This is a genomic window from Brevundimonas halotolerans (assembly GCF_003730275.1).
Lineage (GTDB): Bacteria > Pseudomonadota > Alphaproteobacteria > Caulobacterales > Caulobacteraceae > Brevundimonas > Brevundimonas halotolerans.
Map to the genome: position 1 here is coordinate 40,560 of NZ_QTTA01000007.1, position 21,686 is coordinate 62,245.

General features: G+C 67.0%; 20 protein-coding genes. 11 read left to right on the top strand and 9 right to left on the bottom strand.

Going from position 1 to position 21,686, the window contains the following annotated elements; genetic code table 11:
* Window positions 1–26: 26 nt before the first annotated feature.
* Window positions 27–761 carry a HesA/MoeB/ThiF family protein gene (locus EG854_RS02755; RefSeq protein ID WP_123286208.1) on the top strand — a complete coding sequence of 245 codons (735 nt, stop codon included), beginning with the start codon at window positions 27–29 and terminating at the stop codon, window positions 759–761.
* 3 nt (window positions 762–764) lie between these two features.
* Here the strand turns inward: EG854_RS02755 and EG854_RS02760 are convergent, their stop codons facing one another.
* Together EG854_RS02760 and EG854_RS02765 are read right to left on the bottom strand one after the other, a co-directional pair.
* On the bottom strand, window positions 765–2,795 hold the full coding sequence (locus EG854_RS02760) for an alpha/beta hydrolase family protein (protein ID WP_164461795.1): 2,031 nt from the start codon (window positions 2,793–2,795) through the stop codon (window positions 765–767).
* 61 nt (window positions 2,796–2,856) lie between these two features.
* Complete coding sequence (locus EG854_RS02765; RefSeq protein ID WP_123286210.1) at window positions 2,857–3,843, bottom strand: 2-hydroxyacid dehydrogenase; 987 nt, start codon at window positions 3,841–3,843, stop codon at window positions 2,857–2,859.
* 35 nt (window positions 3,844–3,878) lie between these two features.
* Between EG854_RS02765 and EG854_RS02770 the strand changes: the two genes are divergently transcribed.
* The 3 genes from EG854_RS02770 to fabB all read left to right on the top strand — a co-directional run bounded on the left by EG854_RS02770 (window position 3,879) and on the right by fabB (window position 6,374).
* The gene (locus EG854_RS02770) at window positions 3,879–4,466 is read left to right on the top strand and encodes an SH3 domain-containing protein (protein ID WP_123286211.1); all 588 of its coding nucleotides are present in this window, start codon (window positions 3,879–3,881) and stop codon (window positions 4,464–4,466) included.
* A 79-nt stretch (window positions 4,467–4,545) separates the two neighbouring features.
* On the top strand, window positions 4,546–5,076 hold the full coding sequence (gene fabA / locus EG854_RS02775; protein WP_123286212.1) for a 3-hydroxyacyl-[acyl-carrier-protein] dehydratase FabA: 531 nt from the start codon (window positions 4,546–4,548) through the stop codon (window positions 5,074–5,076).
* A gap of 80 nt (window positions 5,077–5,156) precedes the next feature.
* Entirely contained in the window at window positions 5,157–6,374 is a 1,218-nt protein-coding gene (gene fabB / locus EG854_RS02780) for a beta-ketoacyl-ACP synthase I (RefSeq protein ID WP_123286213.1), read from the top strand.
* 4 nt (window positions 6,375–6,378) lie between these two features.
* Here the strand turns inward: fabB and EG854_RS02785 are convergent, their stop codons facing one another.
* Window positions 6,379–6,894 (bottom strand): hypothetical protein, encoded by a 516-nt coding sequence (locus tag EG854_RS02785; protein ID WP_123286214.1) that lies wholly within the window; start codon window positions 6,892–6,894, stop codon window positions 6,379–6,381.
* A gap of 175 nt (window positions 6,895–7,069) precedes the next feature.
* Between EG854_RS02785 and EG854_RS02790 the strand changes: the two genes are divergently transcribed.
* From EG854_RS02790 to EG854_RS02800, 3 genes are all read left to right on the top strand, one after another.
* Window positions 7,070–8,251, top strand: coding sequence for a cation:proton antiporter (locus EG854_RS02790; protein ID WP_123286215.1), 1,182 nt, complete (start codon window positions 7,070–7,072; stop codon window positions 8,249–8,251).
* A gap of 71 nt (window positions 8,252–8,322) precedes the next feature.
* Entirely contained in the window at window positions 8,323–9,141 is an 819-nt protein-coding gene (locus EG854_RS02795; RefSeq protein WP_123286226.1) for an enoyl-ACP reductase FabI, read from the top strand.
* Between the two features lie 111 nt (window positions 9,142–9,252).
* Complete coding sequence (locus EG854_RS02800; protein ID WP_123286216.1) at window positions 9,253–9,429, top strand: YegP family protein; 177 nt, start codon at window positions 9,253–9,255, stop codon at window positions 9,427–9,429.
* Here EG854_RS02800 and rimM read toward each other — a convergent pair.
* The 3 genes from rimM to ffh all read right to left on the bottom strand — a co-directional run bounded on the left by rimM (window position 9,426) and on the right by ffh (window position 12,243).
* Window positions 9,426–9,950, bottom strand: a complete 525-nt coding sequence (rimM, locus tag EG854_RS02805) for a ribosome maturation factor RimM (protein ID WP_241153100.1) — start codon at window positions 9,948–9,950, stop codon at window positions 9,426–9,428. The two genes, EG854_RS02800 and rimM, sit on opposite strands and share 4 nt — an antisense overlap.
* Window positions 9,951–10,105: 155 nt before the next feature.
* Complete coding sequence (gene rpsP / locus EG854_RS02810) at window positions 10,106–10,690, bottom strand: 30S ribosomal protein S16 (RefSeq protein WP_123286218.1); 585 nt, start codon at window positions 10,688–10,690, stop codon at window positions 10,106–10,108.
* A gap of 29 nt (window positions 10,691–10,719) precedes the next feature.
* The gene (ffh, locus tag EG854_RS02815) at window positions 10,720–12,243 is read right to left on the bottom strand and encodes a signal recognition particle protein (RefSeq protein ID WP_123286219.1); all 1,524 of its coding nucleotides are present in this window, start codon (window positions 12,241–12,243) and stop codon (window positions 10,720–10,722) included.
* Between the two features lie 307 nt (window positions 12,244–12,550).
* Between ffh and ppc the strand changes: the two genes are divergently transcribed.
* Window positions 12,551–15,274 carry a phosphoenolpyruvate carboxylase gene (gene ppc, locus EG854_RS02820; RefSeq protein WP_241153101.1) on the top strand — a complete coding sequence of 908 codons (2,724 nt, stop codon included), beginning with the start codon at window positions 12,551–12,553 and terminating at the stop codon, window positions 15,272–15,274.
* A 79-nt stretch (window positions 15,275–15,353) separates the two neighbouring features.
* Here ppc and EG854_RS02825 read toward each other — a convergent pair whose 3' ends face one another.
* Window positions 15,354–17,540: a M3 family metallopeptidase gene (locus EG854_RS02825; protein WP_123286220.1), complete on the bottom strand. Its 2,187-nt coding sequence runs from the start codon at window positions 17,538–17,540 to the stop codon at window positions 15,354–15,356.
* A 185-nt stretch (window positions 17,541–17,725) separates the two neighbouring features.
* On the opposite strand from EG854_RS02825, the gene EG854_RS02830 reads away from it, so the two are divergent.
* Window positions 17,726–18,589, top strand: a complete 864-nt coding sequence (locus EG854_RS02830; RefSeq protein ID WP_123286228.1) for a glutamate racemase — start codon at window positions 17,726–17,728, stop codon at window positions 18,587–18,589.
* A 44-nt stretch (window positions 18,590–18,633) separates the two neighbouring features.
* Window positions 18,634–19,167, top strand: coding sequence for an SRPBCC family protein (locus tag EG854_RS02835; RefSeq protein ID WP_164461797.1), 534 nt, complete (start codon window positions 18,634–18,636; stop codon window positions 19,165–19,167).
* Here EG854_RS02835 and ahpD read toward each other — a convergent pair whose 3' ends face one another.
* Window positions 19,168–19,701 carry an alkylhydroperoxidase, AhpD family gene (gene ahpD, locus EG854_RS02840; RefSeq protein WP_123286222.1) on the bottom strand — a complete coding sequence of 178 codons (534 nt, stop codon included), beginning with the start codon at window positions 19,699–19,701 and terminating at the stop codon, window positions 19,168–19,170.
* Between the two features lie 201 nt (window positions 19,702–19,902).
* On the bottom strand, window positions 19,903–20,457 hold the full coding sequence (locus EG854_RS02845; protein WP_123286223.1) for a peroxiredoxin: 555 nt from the start codon (window positions 20,455–20,457) through the stop codon (window positions 19,903–19,905).
* Between the two features lie 174 nt (window positions 20,458–20,631).
* On the opposite strand from EG854_RS02845, the gene EG854_RS02850 reads away from it, so the two are divergent.
* Window positions 20,632–21,519 carry a hydrogen peroxide-inducible genes activator gene (locus tag EG854_RS02850; protein ID WP_123286229.1) on the top strand — a complete coding sequence of 296 codons (888 nt, stop codon included), beginning with the start codon at window positions 20,632–20,634 and terminating at the stop codon, window positions 21,517–21,519.
* Window positions 21,520–21,686: the final 167 nt, after the last annotated feature.

Genomic DNA, 21,686 nt, shown 5'->3' on the forward strand with positions numbered 1-21,686 from the left:
CGCACTCTGCAGCCTAGAACAGGGCCGTGACCTTTTCCGAAGACGAGATCGAACGCTACGCCCGCCACCTGGTTCTGGCTGATGTCGGCGGGCCGGGCCAGCAGCGACTGAAGGCCGCGCGTGTGCTGATCGTCGGTATGGGGGGCGTCGGCGGTCCGGCCGCCCTCTATCTGGCGGCAGCCGGGGTCGGCACCCTGGGTCTTGTCGATGATGACACGGTCTCTCTCTCGAACCTGCAGCGCCAGATCCAGTTCGAGACGGCCGATATTGGCCGACCCAAGGTCGAGGTCGCGGCGCGGAGACTGACCGCCCTCAATCCCCATGTCGAGGTCCAGACCTTCGCCGAGCGGCTGTCGACCGCCACGGCGTCGGCGCGCGTCGCCCGATGGGATCTGGTGATCGACGGTACGGATGACTTCGACACCCGGATGGCGGTCAATGCCGCCTGCGTGGCCGCCGGCATCCCACTGGTCTCGGGGGCCCTCGGCACCTGGAGCGGTCAGGTCGGGGTGTTCGAGGGGCGCCCCTGCTATCGCTGTCTGGTGCCCGACGTGCCGCCCGATGCCGAAACCTGTGCCCGGGTTGGCGTGGTCGGCGCCCTGGCCGGTCTGGTCGGCAGTATGACGGCGCTGGAAACCCTCAAGCGGCTGACCGGCGCGGGCGAACCCCTGACCGGGCGCCTCTGGATTCACGACGCCCTGACCGGCCAGACCCGCACCGTGAGGATCGCGGCCGATCCGGCCTGTCCCGTCTGCAGCTGAAGATCAGGCAAACGCCTGTTTCAGCAGGACGATGTAGCGCTCCAGCAGTTCCTGCTCCTTTTCCGCAGGCCAGTCGGCGTGGCCGGCGTCCTCGACCTCGATCAGCTCCACCGCCTTGCCGGCCTGTCTCAGGGCCTCGTTCATGCGCCGGGATTCGATCACCGGCACGATCGGGTCATCGACGCCATGGACCAGCAGCACCGGACAGGTGATCTCGGTCGCCCGCCGACTGGGTGAGGCTGCCACCAGTTGCGGTCCCATCGTCTCGGGATCGCCGATCCGCTTGACCCAGAAATTATAGACCTGCCGGTCCGGGGTGTCGTCCTCGCGACGCTCCCACGCCAGCATTTCCGGCAGGTCGGCCACACCGCAGATGGCGATCGCCGCCTTGTAAAGATCCGGTCTGCGCACCGCGCCCATCAGGGCGGCATAGCCGCCATAGCTGGTGCCCATGATAGCGACGCGGCTGGCGTCGAGCCCCTTGAGGGCGATGGCCTGATCGATGGCGTCCTCGACGTCCTCCTGCATCCGGTCGCCCCAGCGGGTCCACCCCTCGCGGGCAAAGGCCATGCCGTAGCCGCCCGAGCCCCGGAAATTGGGCCGCAGCACCCACCAGCCCTGCGCCGCCAGAACCTGCACCTGCCGGTCCCAGCTGCGCAGGTCGCGCACCTCGGGCCCGCCATGCGGCAAAACCACCAGCGGCCCCGGCTGCCCGCCCGGAGGCGCCGTCAGATAGGCCTCTATGCTGGCGCCGTCGCGCGTCGTGACCGACAGGGTGTCGGTCAGGCCCAGCCGGTCGAAATCCAGCAGTCTCACGGCGCCCAGATTGACGATGGCCCGGGCCTCCCGGTCATAGAAATACCAGGCGCCCGGCTCGCGCGGGCCGGTGACCCCAACCACCATCCGGTTATGGTCGCGGCTGAGATCGTTCAGATAGACATCGCAGTCATTGTCCAGAAAGGCGTTCAGGGCGCGGTGGTGCGCCCCCAGGGCCGCGTCGGCAAACTCATATTCCAGCCGCTCGCCATAGAAAGCCGCCCCCACATAGCGCCCGGCGGCATCAACGACGCCATGCATGACGTCGCGCCCGGCGCGATGGGACAGGGCCGCCCCCATACCAAAGGTCTCTAGGTTCATTTCCCGAACCACCATCGTGTCCTCGCCCTCGGCGCGGGCGGTCACCAGAATGGTGCCCGGCGTCTCCGTCTCGCCGACCCAGCTGAACTCGGGCAGGTCACCGATCCGGTTGCGGCGGATAGGCCTCCAGGCGCCGCTGCTGGTCGCGCGGCCGGAAATGGTCAACACCGTGCCGCGCGGGTTGATGTCGTAGCGAATGACCGGCACGCCCTGCTGGGTCTCCCAGCCGATGGTGCCGGAGCTGCCGCGCTCGATCCTTTCGGCCGAACCGGTCGCGACATTGACCTTGTGCAGGCCCAGAACCCCGTCTCGCTCCCATGCCGCCATCAACACATGGTCGTCATCGCTGCGCAGAAGATCGACCACACTGCCCAGATCGCGCGAGGCCCGCAGGCGTTGCCGGTCATCCTGGAACATGACCGCCATCTCGCCCGTGACGGCGCTGACCGACATGAGGCGTTTCGAGGTGATCTCCCGGGCGGCGGTCCGTCGGTTGGATCCGGAGATGGACTGCGGGGCGATCCTTGTCGTCACGGCAAGCCTGACCAAAAGCCGCTCGTCATTGGCCCAGTCCAGGCTTTCGACCTTGGTCGGCCCCAGATCGATTCGCTTGCGCGCGCCTTCCGGATCACTCGCATCCAGAACGTCGATCACGCCATGGGGCTCGTCCTCGGTGCCCAGCTGGTCCAGTACCGCGATCAGGGTGCCGCCGGGGGACAGGGTCGCCGCGCGTGTGCGGGCCGTCGTGAAAAAGGCCTCGATCGGATAGGGGGAGGTCCGTGCGCGGGCGACGTCAGGCCGCAGTCCCATGGCCGCCGCGCCACCGAACCCCGCAGCCATCGTCAGCAGCGCCCGCCGCGACACGACCGCAAGGGTCGTCACGTCTCTGGATTTCATCGATTTTCCCCCGCAACACAACTCGGGGAAATCGACCATGCGGGCCACAACCCGTCAAGCGCTACAGCATCGCCGGAATGACGCGGTCGGGGGGCCTGTGTCCAGTCTGGAACGTCATGATGTTGGCGATCACCCGATCGCCCATGTCCTGCCGCGACTCCAGCGTCGCCGAGCCCAGATGCGGCATCAGCACGACCTCGGCCCGGTTCAGCAGGCCGGGGTGAACGACGGGCTCCTGTTCGAACACATCCAGGCCGACGCCCCCCAGCGCGCGCCGGCCGACCGCCTCAGCCAGCGCCGCCTCATCGATCAGCTCGCCCCGCGCCGTATTGATCAGGATCGCGTGCGGCGCCAGCAGTGCCAGCCGGCGGGCATCCATCAGATGATGCGTCTCGCGCGTCGCCGGGCAGTTGAGGGAAATGATGTCCATGCGGTGCAGCATGGCGTCGAGGTCGTCCCACCAGGTGGCCTGGAGATCCTCTACGATCATCGGGCTCAGCGGCTTGCGGTTATGATAGTGCACCTGCATGCCAAAGGCACGCGCGCGCCGGGCCAGGGCCTGGCCGATCCGGCCCATGCCGACGATGCCCAGTCGCTTGCCCCACAGCTTGCGGCCGCACATCCAGGTCGGGGTCCATCCCGAGAATTCCCCTTTCTGAACAACGCCTGCGCCCTCGACCAGTCGTCGGCTGACCGCCAGGATCAGCCCCATGGCCAGATCGGCGGTATCCTCGGTCAGGACCCCCGGCGTATTGGTCACGATCAGCCCGCGCCCGACCGCCGCCTCGACATCAATGTGATCCACGCCCGCCCCGAAATTAGCGATCATTTTCAACTGCCCACCGGATTTCGACAGCAGATCGGCGTCGATCCGATCGGTGATGGTCGGCACCAGAACCTCCGCCCGGCCGATGGTGTCTTCCAGCGCCGCGCGGCTGAAGGGCTCGTCCTTCAGGTTCAGCTCGGCGTCGAACAGCTCGCGCATGCGCGTTTCCACCGCGTCCGGCAGGCGTCTGGTTAACACGACCTTAAGTCTGCGGCTCGACATTGGCGGGGACTTTGGAACTGGAGGATCGAAGCGGGATGGCAAGGGTGTCTAGCAGCCCCCTGACCCAAGGCCAAAGGGGGCGCCGCATCGCCGGCGTCACGGCGGCCGCGCTTGGCCTGTTCATCATGCTGTCTGGACAGGCCGTGCGGCCTGACGGGCGGCCGACGCCCAGCAGCTATCCTGTGCCCCGCTGGATCACGCTCAAGGCGGATCAGGTCCACGCCCGTAAGGGGCCCGGGCTGGATCACCAGATCCTGTGGACCTATCAGGTCGAAGGCCTACCGGTGCAGGTGGTGGCCGAGACCTTTGAGTGGCGCAAGATCTGCGATCCCGAGGGCTCGCTGGTCTGGGTTCACCGCAGCACCACCTCGGGCCGCCGGACGGTGCTGAACCGCGGCGACGCAGCGCTCGAGGTTCGCTCAGCCCGACGCGAGGATGCGAGCATCCGTGCCCGGTTGTCGTCCCATGCCCTGGTACCCATCACCGACTGCGAGGACGGCTGGTGCGAGGTCCGCTCGGGCCGCGTCCGGGGCTGGGTCCGTGAGGCCGCTGTGTTCGGCACCCAGGCCTCCCCCCTGTGCGAAGCCAACCGCCCCGCCGGGCCCGCCCCTCGCCGGCGCTGAGCGCCTTTCGCGGAACCCTTGCCGGTTGACCGGGGCGATTTCACGTGTCACGCCCGCCGCTCAGCATACGGAGGCCCCCTTGAGCCAGTCAGAACGCCCGTCTTCCTATGACTATGAGGCCCTGCTCGCCTCTGGCCGGGGCGAGCTTTTCGGCCCGGGCAATGCTCAGTTGCCAGCCCCGCCCATGCTCATGTTCGACCGCATCACCCGGATCAACGATGACGGCGGCGTGCACGGCAAGGGCTATGTTGAGGCCGAGCTCGACGTGCATCCCGACCTCTGGTTCTTCAAATGCCACTTCATCGGCGACCCGGTCATGCCGGGTTGCCTGGGTCTGGATGCCATGTGGCAGCTGGTTGGCTTCTACCTCGGCTGGATCGGCGGTCCCGGAAAGGGGCGCGCCCTGGGCGTGGGCGAGGTCAAGTTCACCGGTCAGGTGCAGCCGGACGTCAAAAAGGTCGTCTACAAGATCGACCTGAAGCGGGTGATCAACCGCCGTCTGGTGATGGGCATCGCCGACGGGGTTCTCGAAGCCGATGGCGTTCCTATCTATACAGCCACGGACATGCGCGTTGGCCTGTTCGGCGGCCAGGAAACCAAGGCCGAATAGTCGGGGCCATCACCCCACAGGATAGGCTGGAAGGATCGCGGATTACGCGGCGGAATAACGGACAGGATCAGGAAAACAGCATGCGGCGCGTCGTAGTTACAGGATTGGGGATTGTCTCATCGATCGGGACCGGCGCCGCCGCGGTCACCGACTCCTTGAAACAGGCCCGTTCGGGCGTGGTCGCCGCCCCGGATCACACCACCCATGGATTCCGCAGCCAGGTCTGGGCTCCGCCGAAAATCGGCGACTGGGCCGAGCTTGTCGATCGCCGCGCCTCGCGCTTTCTGGCCGACGGCACCGCCTGGGCCCACATCGCCTTTGAGGAGGCGCTGGCCTCCAGCGGGATGACTCCGGACGAGATCAAGGACGAGCGAATCGGCTTGATCGTCGGCGAGGGCGGTCCCTCGACCCGCGTCATTCTGGAAGCGGCCCAGATCACCATCGACAAGGGCGCACCCAAGCGGATCGGCCCGTTCGCCGTGCCCAAGGCCATGGCCTCCGGACCCTCGGCCGTGCTGGCCACCTGGTTCCAGATGAAGGGCATCAACTACTCGATCAGCTCGGCCTGTGCGACCAGCGCCCACTGCATCGGCGCGGCTGCCGAACAGATCGCCTGGGGCAAGCAGGACGTGGTCTTTGCCGGCGGCTGCGAGGACATCCACTGGTCGATGTCGAACCTGTTCGATGCCATGGGCGCCATGTCCTCGAATTTCAACGACACCCCTTCGGTCGCCTCGCGCGCCTATGACGCGGCCCGGGACGGCTTTGTCATCGCCGGCGGCGCAGGCATCGTGGTTCTGGAAGAGTATGAGCGCGCAAAAGCACGCGGCGCGACCATCCTCGCCGAAGTCACCGGCTATGGGGCCAATTCCGACGGCTACGACATGGTCGCCCCGTCGGGCGAAGGCGCCGAGCGCTGCATGAAGATCGCGCTGGAGATGGCCGGTAATCCGCGCATCGACTATCTGAATCCGCACGGCACCTCGACGCCGGTCGGCGATTCCAAAGAGATGGGCGCGGTTCGCAATGTCTTCGGCGACCGCATGCCGATGATCTCCTCGACCAAGTCCCTGACCGGCCACAGCTTGGGTGCGGCCGGTGCGCAGGAAGCCATCTACTGCCTGCTGATGATGCAGAACGGCTTTGCCGCCGAAAGCGCCCACATCGAAAATCTCGACCCCGAGTTCGAGGGCATGCCCATCCTGCGGCAGCGGCACGACGGCGAACTGACCCACGTCATGTCCAATTCGTTTGGATTCGGCGGCACCAACGGCACCCTGATCCTGTCGAAGGTCTGACCGGCTACCAGCCGCTTTCGGCGCCCGCTGCGGTGATGCATCCGGCGAGGGCATTCAGGTCTTCGTCGAACTGCGCTGTGCCCGCATAGAGTACTGAGGCGGGATTCATCGCCGCCGTTTGCCGCTCGTCCGAGTGCGGCTGTCCGCCGATGCCGATGCAACGGGCTTGGGCCGTGCCTCCCTCGCCCGGCCCGACCAGGACGACCACGTGGACCGGGCGCACCTGTTTCAGGTCCTGTTCGGCGATCTGGTAGCGGACACAGACCTCGGCCCCGCTGATCGAACTGTCCATACAACGCTCAAGGCTTTCCGGCTCGAACTGCGAGGGCTGGTACTCGAACCAGGCCGACGGCTCGCCCGCGCGTTCGACCAGACCCTCGACATAACGTCCCTGCTCATAGGTGGCGCTGTCGAGGGCCGCGACCTCGATCGCGATCGGCAGCCGGGGCGGGGCGGCCGTCCCCGCAGCCAGCAGGGCCGCGCCAAGGATGCCAAATGCAGTCAGGAAGGGAACGCGCATGACGCTGGGGCCTTCTGTAGCGGGCCACCGGCCCCTCTGACCGCACTCTAGCGGAGGGCGCGTGAAGCGGCCAATATCGTAAACCTGACGACCCGTCGCGCTTATCCGGAGTTCCCCCCTGGCGCCGCCTGATCCCTACATCCTGTTCCTGCTCGGCCTCGGCGCTGTCGTGTTGATGGTGTCCTGGGCCCCGGTGGGGCTGAGGAAGACGCCGCTGACGCTGGCCATTGTCTGCGTCCTGCTGGGTGTGGCGGTCTTCAGTCTCGGCTGGCTGGGGTTCGACCCCGATCCCCGGACCTGGGATACCATCACCGAACGCCTGACCGAGGTTGTGGTCATCATCAGCCTGATGGGTGCGGGTCTGAAGCTGGACCGCAAGGTGGGCTGGCGCAGCTGGAATTCGACCTGGCGGCTGCTGGCCATCGCCATGCCCCTGACCATCCTCGGTGTTATGGCGTTGGGCCTGTACGGCCTCGGCTTTTCACTGGCCATGGCCCTGTTGCTGGGGGCGTCTCTGGCCCCGACAGACCCGGTGCTGGCCGCCGATGTCCAGGTGGGGCCGCCCAAGTCCGGCGACGAGGACGAGGTGCGCTTTGGCCTCACCTCCGAAGCCGGACTGAACGACTCCCTCGCCTTTCCCTTCGTCCATCTGGCCATTCTGGCCTCGGTCGGCGGGCTGGCCACCTCGGCGGGGTGGATGGACTGGGTCACCGTCAAGGTGTTCTGGAAGTTGCTGGCGGGCGCCGGGATCGGCTGGCTGGTCGGCAAGGGGCTGGGCTGGCTGATCTTCGCCAGCGAGAAGGCCGGGCTGTCGCGGCTGGGCGACGGGCTGGTGGCGCTGGCGGCGACCTTCATCGCCTATGCGGTCGCCGAGGTGGCCCACGGCTACGGATTCCTTGCCGTCTTCGTCTGCGGCGTCACGATCCGGGCCTGGGAGCGTGACAACGACTTCCACAAGGAGATGCACCATTTCGCGGATCAGTTCGAACGCCTGCTGATCATGCTGCTGCTGGTGCTGTTCGGCGGGGCGCTGGCCAATGGCCTGCTCTCATCCCTGACCTGGACGGACGCCGCCATCGGTCTGGCCATCCTGCTGATCGTGCGACCCGTGGCGGGAGTGATCGCCATGATCGGCTCGCCGCATCCCTTCAGGGACCGGCTGCTTATGGCCTTTCTGGGCATCCGCGGGATCGGCTCAGTGTATTATGTCGCCTATGGCATCAACCATGGTGAGTTCGGCTCCAGCGAGCGGCTATGGGCCATTCTGGGCTTTGTCATCCTCGCCTCGATCGTGATTCACGGGGTCACGGCCAATCCCCTGCTGGAACGGCTCCGGCGCTGGCGCAGCGTGGACTGAGCGAAAACAGACGCTTTCCCCCCGGCGGAGGCCCTGCTAACCCTCCCGCCCTGATTTCCGAGGAGATGACCATGGCTTCCGACAGCGGCTGGACCTTCCCCACCGGCGACCTGATGAAGGGCAAGAAGGGCCTGATCCTGGGCGTCGCCAATTCCAACTCCATTGCCTGGGGTATCGCCCAGCAGCTGGCCGCCCAGGGCGCCGAGCTGGCCTTCACCTATCTGGGTGAGGGGCTGGAGCGCCGGGTGCGTCCGCTGGCCGAAAGCGTCGGCGCCAGGCTGATCGTTCAGGCTGACGTCACCGACGATGCCTCCATGGACGCGGCCTTTGCCGAGCTGGAAAAGACCTTCGGCACGATCGACTTCGTCGTCCATTCGGTGGCCTTCGCCAACAAGAATGAGCTGCAGGGCAGCTTCGTCGACAACACCACGCGCGACAGCTTCCTGCTGGCCATGAACATCTCGGTGTTCAGCTTCGTCGATGTGGCCAGACGCGCCGCGAAACTGATGCCGAACGGCGGGGCCATGATCACCATGACCTATCTGGGCGCCGAGCGGGCCATCCCCAACTACAACACCATGGGCGTGGCCAAGGCCGGTCTGGAGGCCGCCACCCGCTACATCGCCCGCGACCTGGGGCCCAAGGGTATTCGCGTCAACGCCATCTCGGCAGGGGCCATGCGCACCCTGTCGCTGGCCGGTATCTCCGGCGGTCGCGGCATGATCGCTCAGGGCCGCGCCATGTCGGCCATGAAGGAGGACACCTCAATGGAAGGCGTGGCCGGTTGCGCCCTGTGGCTGTGCTCGGACCTCGGCTTTTCGACCACGGGCGAAGTCGTCCACGTCGACGCCGGCTTCCACATGATGGGTCTGGGCGACGCCGAAGACTGAAGCGGGCGTCCTGTCAAAAACCGGCCATTTCTGTGGTTGGCCTTGCGGCCACGGCATGCCAGCCTGAGACGGATCCGCTTCCGTCTGGATCGCATCAGGGAGACGCCCGGCATGGCGCACACGTTCGAAATCTACAAGGACAAGGCCGGAGAGTTTCGGGTCCGCTTCAAATACAATTCCGAAGTGATGTTCTCGACCGAGGGCTATGCGTCCAGGGCCTCGGCCCAGAACGCGATCGACTCGATCAAGAAGAACGGCCCGGCAGCCCCGGTCGAAGACAACAGCTAGTCTGGCTCGCGTTCGCCGATCTCGGCGGGGCGTAACGCCCGCAGCCAACCGTCGGCGGTACGGATCTCCGGCACGGCCTCGCGCGTGAAGGTCAGGTACCAGGTCTGGCCGCCGCCAGCCGGGGTGATCTCCAGCATGTCGTCGGCGCCGAAATTCTGCACGGCCCGAACCGTCCCGATCACCGTATCGGTCGCATCGCGGGCCTCCAGTCCGATCAAGTCCGCCAGATAGAATTCGTCGTCCTCGGGCGGGGGCAGGCGGTCGCGCGGGATGAACAGCTTCAGGCCCCGCAGGGCGTCGGCGTCCTCCTTGGTCGCGACCTCGGCGGCACGGGCGACGATGCCCTTCTTGTCCGGCCGGGCGGTGGTCAGGGTCAGGCCGGTCGAGCCATCGGCGCGCAACAGGGTGCGGTACTCAAGCAGGGTCATGGGCGCGGCGGTGAAGGTGGTGATCCGCACCTCGCCCCGCACGCCGAACGATCCGCCCACCTGGGCCACAAGGATCAGTCTGTCGTCGCTCACACCATTCTCCGATTGACCCGGCGCCCGATTGTCCCGGTTCATGCCGGGACCCGGACCCTTACGCTGCCTGCCGCCAACAAAAAAGCGGTGCCCGTTCGCGGACACCGCCTTCCTGTCTCTGCGCCCCGGCCTGCGCTGGGGTGAGCGGATGAGTCTTAGGCCTCGGTCTTGTCTTCAGCAGCGGCCTCTTCGGCGGGAGCTTCTTCCGAAGCAGCTTCCTCAGCGGGAGCCTCTTCAGCCGGAGCTTCGGCAGCCGGAGCTTCCTCGGCGGGGGCTTCGGGCTCCGGAGCCGGCGGAGCGTTCTTGGCGGCTTCGGCCTCTTCCTTGGCCTTGGCAGCGGCTTCGGCAGCCTCGACCTTGGCGGCGGCTTCGGCTTCCAGACGGTCGGCTTCGCGCTGGGCGCGCTCGGCGGCGCGTTCCTGGGCCTTCTTGCCGGGCTGGGCCTTGTTCGGGTTGTTCGACTGGGTCCACTTGACCTTGCCGACCAGGGCTTCGTCCTGGCTCTGGCTGATAAAGCGGGCGACGCGGTCGGTCGGCTGCGCGCCCTTGCCCAGCCATTCCGAGATGCGGTCGGCCTTCAGGGTGACGCGCGGCTTGTCGCCGTCCTTGGGCAGCATCGGGTTATAGGTGCCGACGCGCTCGATGAACTTGCCATCGCGCGGGGCGTGGCTGTCGGCGATCACGATGTGATAGTAGGGGCGCTTCTTGGTGCCGCCACGCGACAGACGAATCTTCAGCATTTTCAGTCTCTTTCTTTAGGGAAAAGGGGTCAGGATTTCTTGGTGGGCAGACCGGGCAGGCCGGGCAGTCCACCGGGGGGCATGCCACCACCCAGACCGGACAGCCGGTCCTGGATGGCCTTCATTTCATCAGCCGAGGGTTCCGGCATCTTGCCGCCGCCCATGGCCTTCAGCCGGGCCATGTCAGGCTGGCCGGGTCCGCCGCCGAGACCACCCATCATGGCGGCCATCTGCTGCATCTTCCTGGGACCGCCGCGCGCCAGTGACTTGACCATGTCGGCCATCTGGCGGTGCTGTTTCAAAAGGCGGTTGATGTCCTGGACCTCGACGCCGGCGCCGGCGGCGATGCGCTTCTTGCGGCTGGCGTTCAGCAGGTCCGGCTTCTTGCGCTCGGTTTTCGTCATCGAGCTGAGGATGGCTTCCTGGCGGGCGATCATCCGGTCATCGACGCCGGTGTCGGCCATCTGGGCCTTCATCTTGGCTACGCCGGGCAGCATGCCCATGATGCCTTGAAGGCCGCCCATCTTCTTCATCTGCTGCAGCTGAGCCGCGAGGTCGTCCAGGTCGAACTTGCCCTTGGCCAGCTTTTTGGCCATGGCCTCGGCCTTGGACTGGTCGAGGTCCTGACTGGCCTTTTCGACCAGGGCGACGATATCGCCCTGTCCGAGAATGCGACCGGCGACCCGGCGGGCATCGAAGACGTCCAGCGCGTCGACCTTTTCGCCCGCACCGATGTATTTGATCGGCAGGCCGGTGACGGCCCGCATCGACAGCATGGCCCCGCCGCGCCCGTCGCCGTCGGCGCGGGTCAGGACCAGACCGGTCAGCGGCAGCCGCTCGTGGAAGGCCTTGGCCGTGCGCACCGCATCCTGACCCGTCAGGCTGTCGGCGACCAGCAGGGTCTCGACCGGCTTGGACACCGCGGCGACCTCGGCCACCTCATTCATCAGCCCCTCGTCCAGGGTGATGCGACCGGCGGTGTCGAGGATCAGGACGTCAAAGCCCTGCAGCTTCGCCGATTGCAGGGCCCGGCGGGTGATCTGGACGGCGCTCTCGCCCACCACGATCGGCAGGGTCGCGACCTCAATCTGTTCGCCCAGCTTGGCCAGCTGTTCCATGGCGGCCGGACGACGCGTGTCCAGCGAGGCCATCATGACCTTCTTGCGATCGAACTTGGTCAGACGCAGCGCCAGCTTGGCCGAGCTGGTGGTCTTGCCCGAGCCCTGCAGGCCGGCCATCAGGATCACGGCGGGCGGGGTGGCGTTCAGATTGATGCCGACCGGCTCTTCGCCGCCCAGCATCTCGATCAGGCCGTCATAGACGATCTTGACCACCTGATCGGCCGGCTTGACCGAGCGGATGACCTCTTCGCCCTTGGCCTTTTCGCTGGCGAAGGCGATGAAGTCCTTGACCACCGGCAGGGCGACGTCGGCCTCCAGCAGGGCCACGCGCACTTCGCGCATCGCCTCGGCAATGTCCTTTTCGGACAGGGCGCCGCGACCGGTGATCCGGTCAAAGACGCCTGTCAGTCGCTCGTTCAGAGCCTCGAACATTCGATTCCTCGGTCAAGGCGCCGATCCATCCCTCGCTCCATGAGACTACGCCTCTGGCGACGATCACGTCGGCAGAGGGGGCTCGCCCGCCTCGTCCTCGCCAGCGGGAGGGGTCGTGCGGGTGGAGACGCAAGGATGACAAGCGCCGGAAGCGGCGGTGTATGGCGGAAAAGCTCCAAAAGGGCAAGCCGGGCACCAATCCGGGGCGCGCCGGGGGCACGGAACCGGACAAATTCCGTTACGCAGGGGCGTGCCGCCTGTCCTTGATGGGCCCGGGACGCCTATCGTTGATCTTCAAGGAGCCCTCATGACCGACACCATGCCCGCCGACACCGCGACCCCGGACCGCCTGCGCGAAGAGGTCCGCCTGCTGGGCAGTGTGCTGGGCGACGTCATCCGCGAGGCGGGGGGTCAGGATCTGTATGACCGGATCGAGGCGGTCCGTCGCGCCTCGGTCGCCTATCACCGCGACGGCGCCGATACCCGCGACGCGTCCGAGCTGGAGCGCCTGCTGGCCGGGCTCAGCTCGGAACAGGCGGTGGGCCTGACCCACGGCTTTGCGGTCTTTTCCCTGCTGGCCAATGTCGCCGAGGATCGGGAGGCCCGCCGGCGCGCCCGCGAGGCGGAGGGCCAGGGCGCCGCGACCGACGATCGCCCGGACACGCCCGAGGCGGCGCTGGCCTGGCTGTCGGGCGGCGGCGCGGACCGCAAGGCGGTGGTCGACATCCTCGCCCGGAGCCTGATCTCGCCGGTGCTGACGGCCCACCCGTCCGAGGTTCGGCGCAAGAGCGTGCTGGACCGGATCGCGGCCCTGTCGGCCCTGCTGGATGGGCACGGCGAGGGGCAGGGGCCCAGTCCGGCCCTGCGGCGTCAGGTCTTCCTGCTGTGGGCCACGCGCCTGGTCCGCACCTCGGGCCTCGTGGTGCAGGACGAGATCGACACCGTCGTCTCCTTTCTGGAACAGGTGTTCCTGGAGGCCATACCGGAACACCTGAACGCCTGGCGCAAGCGGCTGGACGCGCCGCAGCTCAAGCCCTTCATGACGGTCGGCAGCTGGGTCGGTGGCGACCGCGACGGCAATCCCAATGTCGACGCCTCCGTCATGGACGCGGCCTTCCGCACCCAGACGCGGGCGGCGCTGGGGGCCTGTCTCGACTCGGTTCATGCGCTGGGGGCGGAGCTCAGCCTGTCCGAGGAACTGGTCGAGCCCACCCCCGAACTGACCGCCCTGTCGGACGCCTCGGGCGACACCTCGCCCCACCGCAAGGGCGAACCCTTCCGCCGGGCGCTGACCCAGATCTATGCGCGACTGGCCGCGGACTATCAGGCCAAGGTCGGCACACCCCCACCGCGTCCCGCTGGCTTTGCTGCTGATCCCTATGGGCAGCCCGAACCCTTCCTCGCCGATCTGAAAGTGCTCCGCGACGCCCTGCAGACCGCCGATGCCCGGGCCTTCACCGATGATGCCCTGTCGCGTCTGATCGACCGGGTCGAGGCCTTCGGGTTCCATCTGGCCGTGATCGACATGCGCCAGAACGCCGATGTGCACGAGCGGGTCGTCGCCGACCTGTTCCGCGTCGCAGGGGTCGCCGATGACTATGACACGCGCGACGAGGCCGGGCGCATGGATCTGCTGCGGGCCGAGCTGTCCAGCCGCCGCCCGCTGTTCGTGCCCGGCGCCTCCGACTATGCCGAAGAGACGCTCAAGGAACGCGCCATTCTGATGGCCGCCGCCCGCGCCATCGGCACCTTCGGCCCGGACGCTATCCGGACCTATATCGTCTCCAAGACCGAAAGCCCGTCCGACCTGCTCGAGGTCTATCTGGTGCTGAAGGAGGTCGGCCTGTTCGACCCGGCGACGCCGGAGGTCTGCCCCATCCAGGCCGTGCCCCTGTTCGAGACCATCACCGACCTGCAGGCGGCCCCCGCCACCCTCAAGGCCCTGATGGCCGAGCCCGCGCCGCTGGCGCTGGCCCGCGCGCGGGGGGTGCAGGAGGTGATGATCGGCTACTCTGACTCCAACAAGGACGGCTCCTATCTCACCTCGACCTGGGAGCTGAACCACGCCTCGCGGGCCCTGCGCGATGTCGCGCGCGAGGCGGGCCTCGGCCTGCAGCTGTTCCACGGCCGGGGCGGGGCGGTCGGTCGGGGCGGTGGCTCCAGCTTTGCCGGGGTCGTGGCCCAGCCGCGCGGCACGGTCGAGGGCCGCATCCGCGTCACCGAACAGGGCGAGGTCATCGCCAACAAATACGGCGAGCCCGGCGTGGCCCGGCGCAACCTGGACGCCCTGACCAGCGGCGTGGTGCTGGCGTCGTTGCGGAAGGAAAGCGGAGAAGGTCCAGCCGAACGGCATGGCGCTCTGATCTCGCGCCTCAGCGAGGCGTCGATGCAGGCCTATCGCGCCCTCGTCTATGAGACCGAGGGCTTCATCGACTATTTCCGCGCAGCAACGCCCATTTCGGAACTGTCCGAGCTCAAGATCGGCTCGCGCCCGGCCTCGCGCAGTTCATCGACGCGCATCGAGGACCTGCGGGCCATTCCCTGGGTGTTCAGCTGGAGCCAGTCGCGGGTCATGCTGCCCGGCTGGTACGGCTTCGGCTCGGCGCTGGCCACTCTCGACGCCGCCGAGGTCGACACGCTGAAAGGGCTGGTCGGGGACTGGCCCTTCCTCGCCACCCTGATCCAGAACATGGAAATGGTCATGGCCAAGTCGGACATGGCTGTGGCCCGCCGCTATGCCAGCCTGGTGCCGGACCGCGCTCTGGCGGACGATATCCACGGCCGGATCGCCGCCGAATGGCAGTTGACCCACGATGCCGTCATGCGCCTGACCGGCCAGGCCAGCCTGCTGGAACGACAGCCGGAACTGGCGCGCCTGATCCAGCTGCGCCTGCCCTATATCGAGCCGCTCAACCATGTGCAGGTCGAGCTGATCCGCCGCCGCCGGGCCGGTGACGACGACCCCGCCGTGCGCGAGGGCATCCTCGTGGCCCTGAACGGCATTGCCGCCGGGCTCCGGAACAGCGGCTGACAGAAAAAGGGCCGGAGGATCGCTCCCCCGGCCCCACATCTTCATGCCCGTCACGCTCAAGCAGCGAGCGGTAGCGTCATTAGTTGACGGGGAAGCCACGCACGCGCAGCAGGGCGGCAACGTCCGGATCGCGACCCCGGAAGCGGCGATAGGCCTCGCCCCGGTCGGTGGTGTTGCCTTCAGCCAGAATGATCGCCTTGTATTTGCTGGCGATTTCCGGATTGAAGACGTCACCCGACTGCTCGAAATAGGCCCAGGTGTCGGCGTCCATCACTTCCGACCAGAGGTAGGAGTAATAGCCCGCCGAATAGGCGTCCGAGGTGAACAGGTGATTGAACTGCGGCAGGCGGTGCCGCATCACAATCTCGTCCGGCATGCCATAGCGCGCCAGGCTTTCCCGCTCGAAGGCATCGATGTCGGTCGGCGGGGTGGCGCGGGTGTGCAGGTCCATGTCGACCAGGGCCGACGACAGATAGCTGACCGTGGCATAGCCCTGGTTGAAGGTGGACGCCGCCTCGATCTTGTCGACCAGTTCCTGGGGCATGGGCTGACCCGTTTCGACATGCTTCATGAAGCCGTCAAGGATCGGGCGCGACAGCACCCAGTGCTCGTGGACCTGCGACGGATACTCCACATAGTCACGCGGAGTGCCGCCCAGCGACGGGTAGGTCACCTTGTACGACAGATAGTGCAGGGCGTGGCCGAACTCGTGGAACAGGGTCTCGGCATCGTCCAGCGAGATCAGCAGCGGCTGGCCGGCCTCGGCCTTGATGAAGTTGTTATTGTTCGAGACCAGCTGGTTGCCACCCCCGTCATAGGCCCAGCCCAGACGATAGCTGGTCATCCAGGCGCCCGACCGCTTGCCCGGGCGGGCAAAGTCGTCGGAATAGAACAGGCCGATGTGCCGGCCCGAAGCCTTGTCCTTGACCTCGAACACCTCGACGTCGGGATGGAAGACCGGCACCGATCCGGCGGGCACCGGGGTGAAGGTGTAGCCGTACAGCCGCTCGGCCATGTAGAAGGCACCGCGCTTGACCGCGTTCAGTTCGAAATAGGGCTTCAGCTCGTTCTGATCGAGGTCGTACTTCTGCTTGCGGACCTTCTCGGCGTAATAGAGGTAGTCCCACGGCTCGATGTCGTGACCCGCGATGGCCCGCATGTCGGCGACTTCCTCGGCGACGCGCGCCTTGGCCGGCTCCCAGACCCGCATCATCAGGTCCATGGCCGCCTCGGGGGTCTTGGCCATGGTGTCCTGCATCCGCCATTCCGCGTGGTGGTCATAGCCCAGCAGACGGGCGCGCTCGGCGCGCAGCTTCACGATCTCGGCGATGGTGGCGTTGGTGTCGTTGGCATTGCCATTGTCGCCGCGGTTGACGAATTTGCGCCAGACCTGCTCACGCATGGCCCGGTCGTCGGCAAAGCTCAGATAGGGATCGACGCTGGAGCGCGTGTTGACGATCGCCCAGCCTTCCAGATCGCGGTCACGCGCGGCGGCTGCGGCTGCGGCCTTGTTCGACGCGGGCAGTCCGGCGGTCTGGGATTCGTCGGTCAGGACCGTCCAGGTGTTCTCGTCGGCCACCACGGCCTGGCCAAAGCGGGTAAAGGCGCTGGACAGGGCCGAGTTGATGCGGCCCAGCTCGGCCTTGCCGGCGGCATCCAGCGCGGCGCCGTTACGGGTAAAGCTGTCGCGGCTGCGCTCGGCGATGCGGGTCTGTTCGGGCGTCAGGCCCGCGGCACGGGCGCCGTCGGCCACGGCCTTGATGCGGGCGAACAGTCTGGCGTTGAAGGTCGTCTCATCGCTCGCTGCCGACAGCAGGGGCGACACTTCGCGCTGCACAGCCTGATAGTCGGCCGAGCCGATGTTCGAGCTCATCACCCCGAACAGGCTGAGCGCGCGGCCCAGCGGTTCGCCGGCCATCTGCATGGCGACCATGGTGTTGGCAAAGGTCGGCGGCTCGGGGTTGTCGGCGATGGCGTTGACCTCGGCCCGCTGCAGCTCGATGCCCTCGACAATGGCGACCTTCAGCTTGTCGGCGGTCACCGACGGCCAGGGCGGCACGCCTTCATAGGGGCCGGTCCACTTCTGCAGCAGTTCGGCGCGTGGGGTCTGTTGCGGCAGGACGGCGCGCGCGATCTCCGCATCGCGGGCGAGGGCCTCGGGGCTCAGGCCGGCGGGCGATCCGCCGCCCATGCCCATACCCATATTGGCGCAGCCGGTGAGGGCAAAAAGGCTGCCCCCTGCGGCGAGAAGCTGGCGTCTGTCCATGAAAAATGGCTCCCTTGATGATGTTGGAGCGCAGCTTAGGCCATGGCGCGCCCGCCGTCACCTGAACCGACTGTGATGACGGGCCGATGCGACCTTCCGCTCCGGGGCTTGCCACAGGTCCGGCACGCCGGGCATGAGGGATGACGGCGGGTCCGGCCCGTCCCGCGCGTGATGAAGGGGCCCTGATGGCCATTGGTGTGTTTGATTCCGGGGTGGGCGGCCTGACGATCCACCGCACCCTGACCCGCCGGTTTCCCGGCCGGAATTTCCTCTATCTGGCCGACCAGAAACACGCGCCCTACGGGGGGCTGAAGGGTGAGGAGATCGTCGATCTGACTCGCGCGGGCTGCGAGCGACTGTTCGCCGAGGGGGCGTCTGTCGTGGTTCTGGCCTGCAATACGGCGTCCGCCATCGCCCTGCGCCGCCTGCAGCAGACCTGGGTGCCAGAGGCCGCGCGAACCTTCGGCCGGCCCGTCAATGTGCTGGGCATCATCGTCCCGACCATAGAGGCCGCGACCGGCCTGCCGTGGACCTATGCCCGCGAGACCGACGACCGGTTCCGCGATGAACGCAAGTCGGCGGTCGAGGTGCTGGGCCTGTTCTGCACCCAGGCCACGGCCCACAGCCGCGTCTATGAGATCGAGATCGACAAGCGGCGCGAGGACCTGGCCGTCTTCACCGAACCCTGTCCCGGTCTGGCGGGCCAGATCGAGGCGGGTGTCGACGAGGATGCACTGCGGACCACGGTGCGCGATCACGTCGATGCCCTGCGGCGCCGCATCGGGCGCTGGCCGGACAAGGTCATCCTCGGCTGCACCCACTATGGCATTGTCGCGCACCTGTTTGCCGAGGCCCTGCCCGAAGGCACGCCCGTCATCGGCCAGCCCGATGCCGTCGCCGATGCGCTGGACCGCTATTTCGCCCGCCATCCGGAATATGCGCTGGGTGATCAGGGGCGGCTGAGGTTCCTCACGACCGGCTCTCCCGGCGGTCAGAGCGAACGCGTCGAACGCTTCTGGGGCGAACCCCTGACCTTCGAGAAGGCTTGACCGCTGGACTGGTCAGGGCTTGGCTGAGTGCAGGAGGAACGACCATGCGATTGCTGATGTCCCTTGTTGCCGTGGCCTTGATCGGCCTTGGCCTTACGACAGCCCCGGCTTCCGCCGAGGTGGTCTCGCGGAGCGAGAATGCCTTCACCCTGAAGTTCGAGGGCCAGACCCGCCTCGGCACTGCCGGAGTGGCGGATGCGTTCTCAGAGGTAGGGCTGTGGTGGGACCCGGCCCACAGCTACACCGGCAGTGCCGCCAACCTCAGTCTGGATCTGGCACCCGGCGGATGCTGGTGCGAGGCCATGCCCGACGGCACGCAGTTCGACCAGGGAAGAACAGTTTCAATCGTACTGGGCGAGATCCGTTTTCACGCCCCGTTCGGCCCTCTGCGCGACATGGCGACCCGGGCCGATCTGATCGTCACCTACCCGCTGGTCGGCGGCGTGGTCACGCCGACCTGGACCTTTATTGTCGAGGGCCCGGGCGTCGGTGCCCTGGCTGAGCCTGTCGATGGCGTGATCGGCGGCGGCTTCGCGCGCTGGATCGCTCACATGGACGCCCGCGCCGCCGCCCTCTGATCAGGCGTTCAGGGCCTCGGCCGAGGCGACGATGCGGCTGGCGGCATGCACCACGGCGCCGATGCGCAGGGCGGCCTGGACCTGGGGCGCGGTATAGCCGTGCTGGCGCAAGGGCGCCTCGTGGGCATCAATACAGGCGCCACAGCCATTGATGGCCGACACCGCCGTGCACCACAGCTCGAAGTCCATCTTGTCGACGCCCGGATTGGCGATGACGTTCATGCGGAGTCGCGCGGGCAGGGTCCCGTATTCCTTGTTCTTCATCAGGTGCAGGGACCGGTAGTAGATGTTGTTCATGCCCATGATGGCCGCCGCCGCACGCGCGGCATTCAGCGCCTCGGTCGACAGCTTGTCGGCCGCCGCGGCCTCGATGGCGCGGACCACGGGCACGGTCGCGACCGCATGGGCCGAGGCCAGGAAACAGCCCCACTTCTGCTGGTCATTCAGCACCGTCTCGCTGGCCAGCGAGCTGAGGTTCAGCGAGATATCCCTGGCATAGGACGGGATCAGATCGCGCAGGGCGTCGAGGGACATTTTTGAGGTTTCCCTTCGGGAAGCGGCTACCGCTCGCGACGCGGTCGCTCGCTGCTTGAGCCGCATATGGACATTGATAGTTCGGGCGCGACCGCGCTCAAGTCGCGAGGCTCCGCGAGCCGAGCATAGCGCCCAAAAAAGGAAGCGAGCGCGGAAGGCGGCGATCATGTAACGCCGCCTTCCACATCTCAGGTCGCTGCCTTACGCGGCGAGCGTCTCGCCGCCGACGGGGCGGTTGCAGGCGCACAGTTCGTCGGTCTGCAGGGCATCGACGACACGCAGGGTGTCGGCCGGGGCGCGACCCACGTTCAGGTTGGTCACATAGACGTGCTGGACGACATTGTGCGGATCGACGACGAAGGTGGCGCGCAGGGCGACGCCTTCTTCCTCGTTCAGAATGCCCAGCTCGCGGGCGAACTTGCCGCCGTTGTCGGCGAACTGCCAGATCGGCAGCTTGTTCAGGTCCGAGTGGTCGCGGCGCCAGGCCAGCTTGACGAACTCATTGTCGGTCGAGCCGCCGAGCACGACGGTGTCGCGGTCCTCGAAATCGCGGGCCAGCGAGGCGAATTCGGCGATTTCAGTCGGGCAGACGAAGGTGAAGTCCTTCGGATAGAAGAAGATGACCTTCCACTTGCCTTCAAAGCTGGTCTCGGTGATCGGCTCAAAGGCCGAGACGCCGTTCTCTTCGTGGCTGTTGAAGCCGGGCTTCACGCCGATGATCTTGAATGCAGGCAGTTTTTCGCCGACGCCGAGCATGGGCTCTCCTTGGGTCTGGGATGAAAGAATCTCACGGGCCGGGGGGAGCCGACCGCATGGCGGGGACTTGGGGGCTGCGGTCCCGGAAGTCAAATCAATCCTTTCGCATCCGCGAATAGATTTCGCTTATGCGAAGGCGTACACTGAACGTCCCGTTCCCCCGGAGTGTTCCGCGTGCTGCCCACCCTGCGCCAGCTGCAATATCTCAAACTCCTCGCCGAGCACGGCTCCTTCAGCCGTGCCGCCGAGGCCGCCCACGTCAGCCAGCCGGCGCTCAGCTCGGGTGTGCAGGAGCTGGAGCGTATCCTGGGCGCGGCCGTCGTCGAGCGCACCCGGGGCCGGGTCCAGCTGACCGCCGTCGGCTCCGAGGCCGTGCGCCGGGCCGAAGATGTCCTGGCCCGCACCGAGGATCTGGTCGAGGCCGCGCGCAACGCCGGCAAGCCCCTGTCCGGCCGGTTCCGTCTCGGGGTCATCCCGACCGTCGCCCCCTTCCTGCTGCCGGCCAAGCTTCCGGGGTTGAAGGTCGCCTATCCGGCCCTGCGTCTGTTCATCCGCGAGGACCTGACTCCGCGCCTGGTCGCCGGTCTGAAGGCGGGACAGCTGGATGCTGCCGTCATCGCCCTGCCCTATAATGCCCCTGGCATCGACCACGCCCGGATCGGCGATGACGAGATCCTCGCCGCCGCCCCCATCGGCCACCGGTTGGCGGGCACCGGGCCGATCCCGCCCGGGTCGCTCCGCGCCGATGACCTGATCCTGCTGGAAGACGGCCACTGCCTGCGCGACCAGGCGCTCGCCGCGTTCGATATCGAGGCCCCCCGCGGCGAGGACGTCTTCGCCGCGACCTCCCTGCATACGCTGGTGCAGATGGTCTCATCCGGCCTCGGGGTCAGCTTCCTGCCCCAGATGGCCGTGCGCGCCGGTCTTGCCGATGACCCGGGCGTGGTCGTCCGCCCCATCAGCGCCGACGCCCCGACGCGCGAAATCGTCGTGGCCTGGCGTACCGGCTCCAGCCGCGCCGCCGAAGCCCGCCTGCTGGCCGAGGCCCTGAAACTGGACTGACTTCCGGGGCTCAGCGACCGGTTTCATTGCTGAAAATACACTAGGCCGTGAACTCATAAACTGATGGGTCTGCTACCTCGCGCTTTTCCATTCGTCGACGAGGCGTCCAATCCGACTTGCGCGCTTTGCCAGCGGGGTATCTGATACACCATCGAAGTCCATCGCTC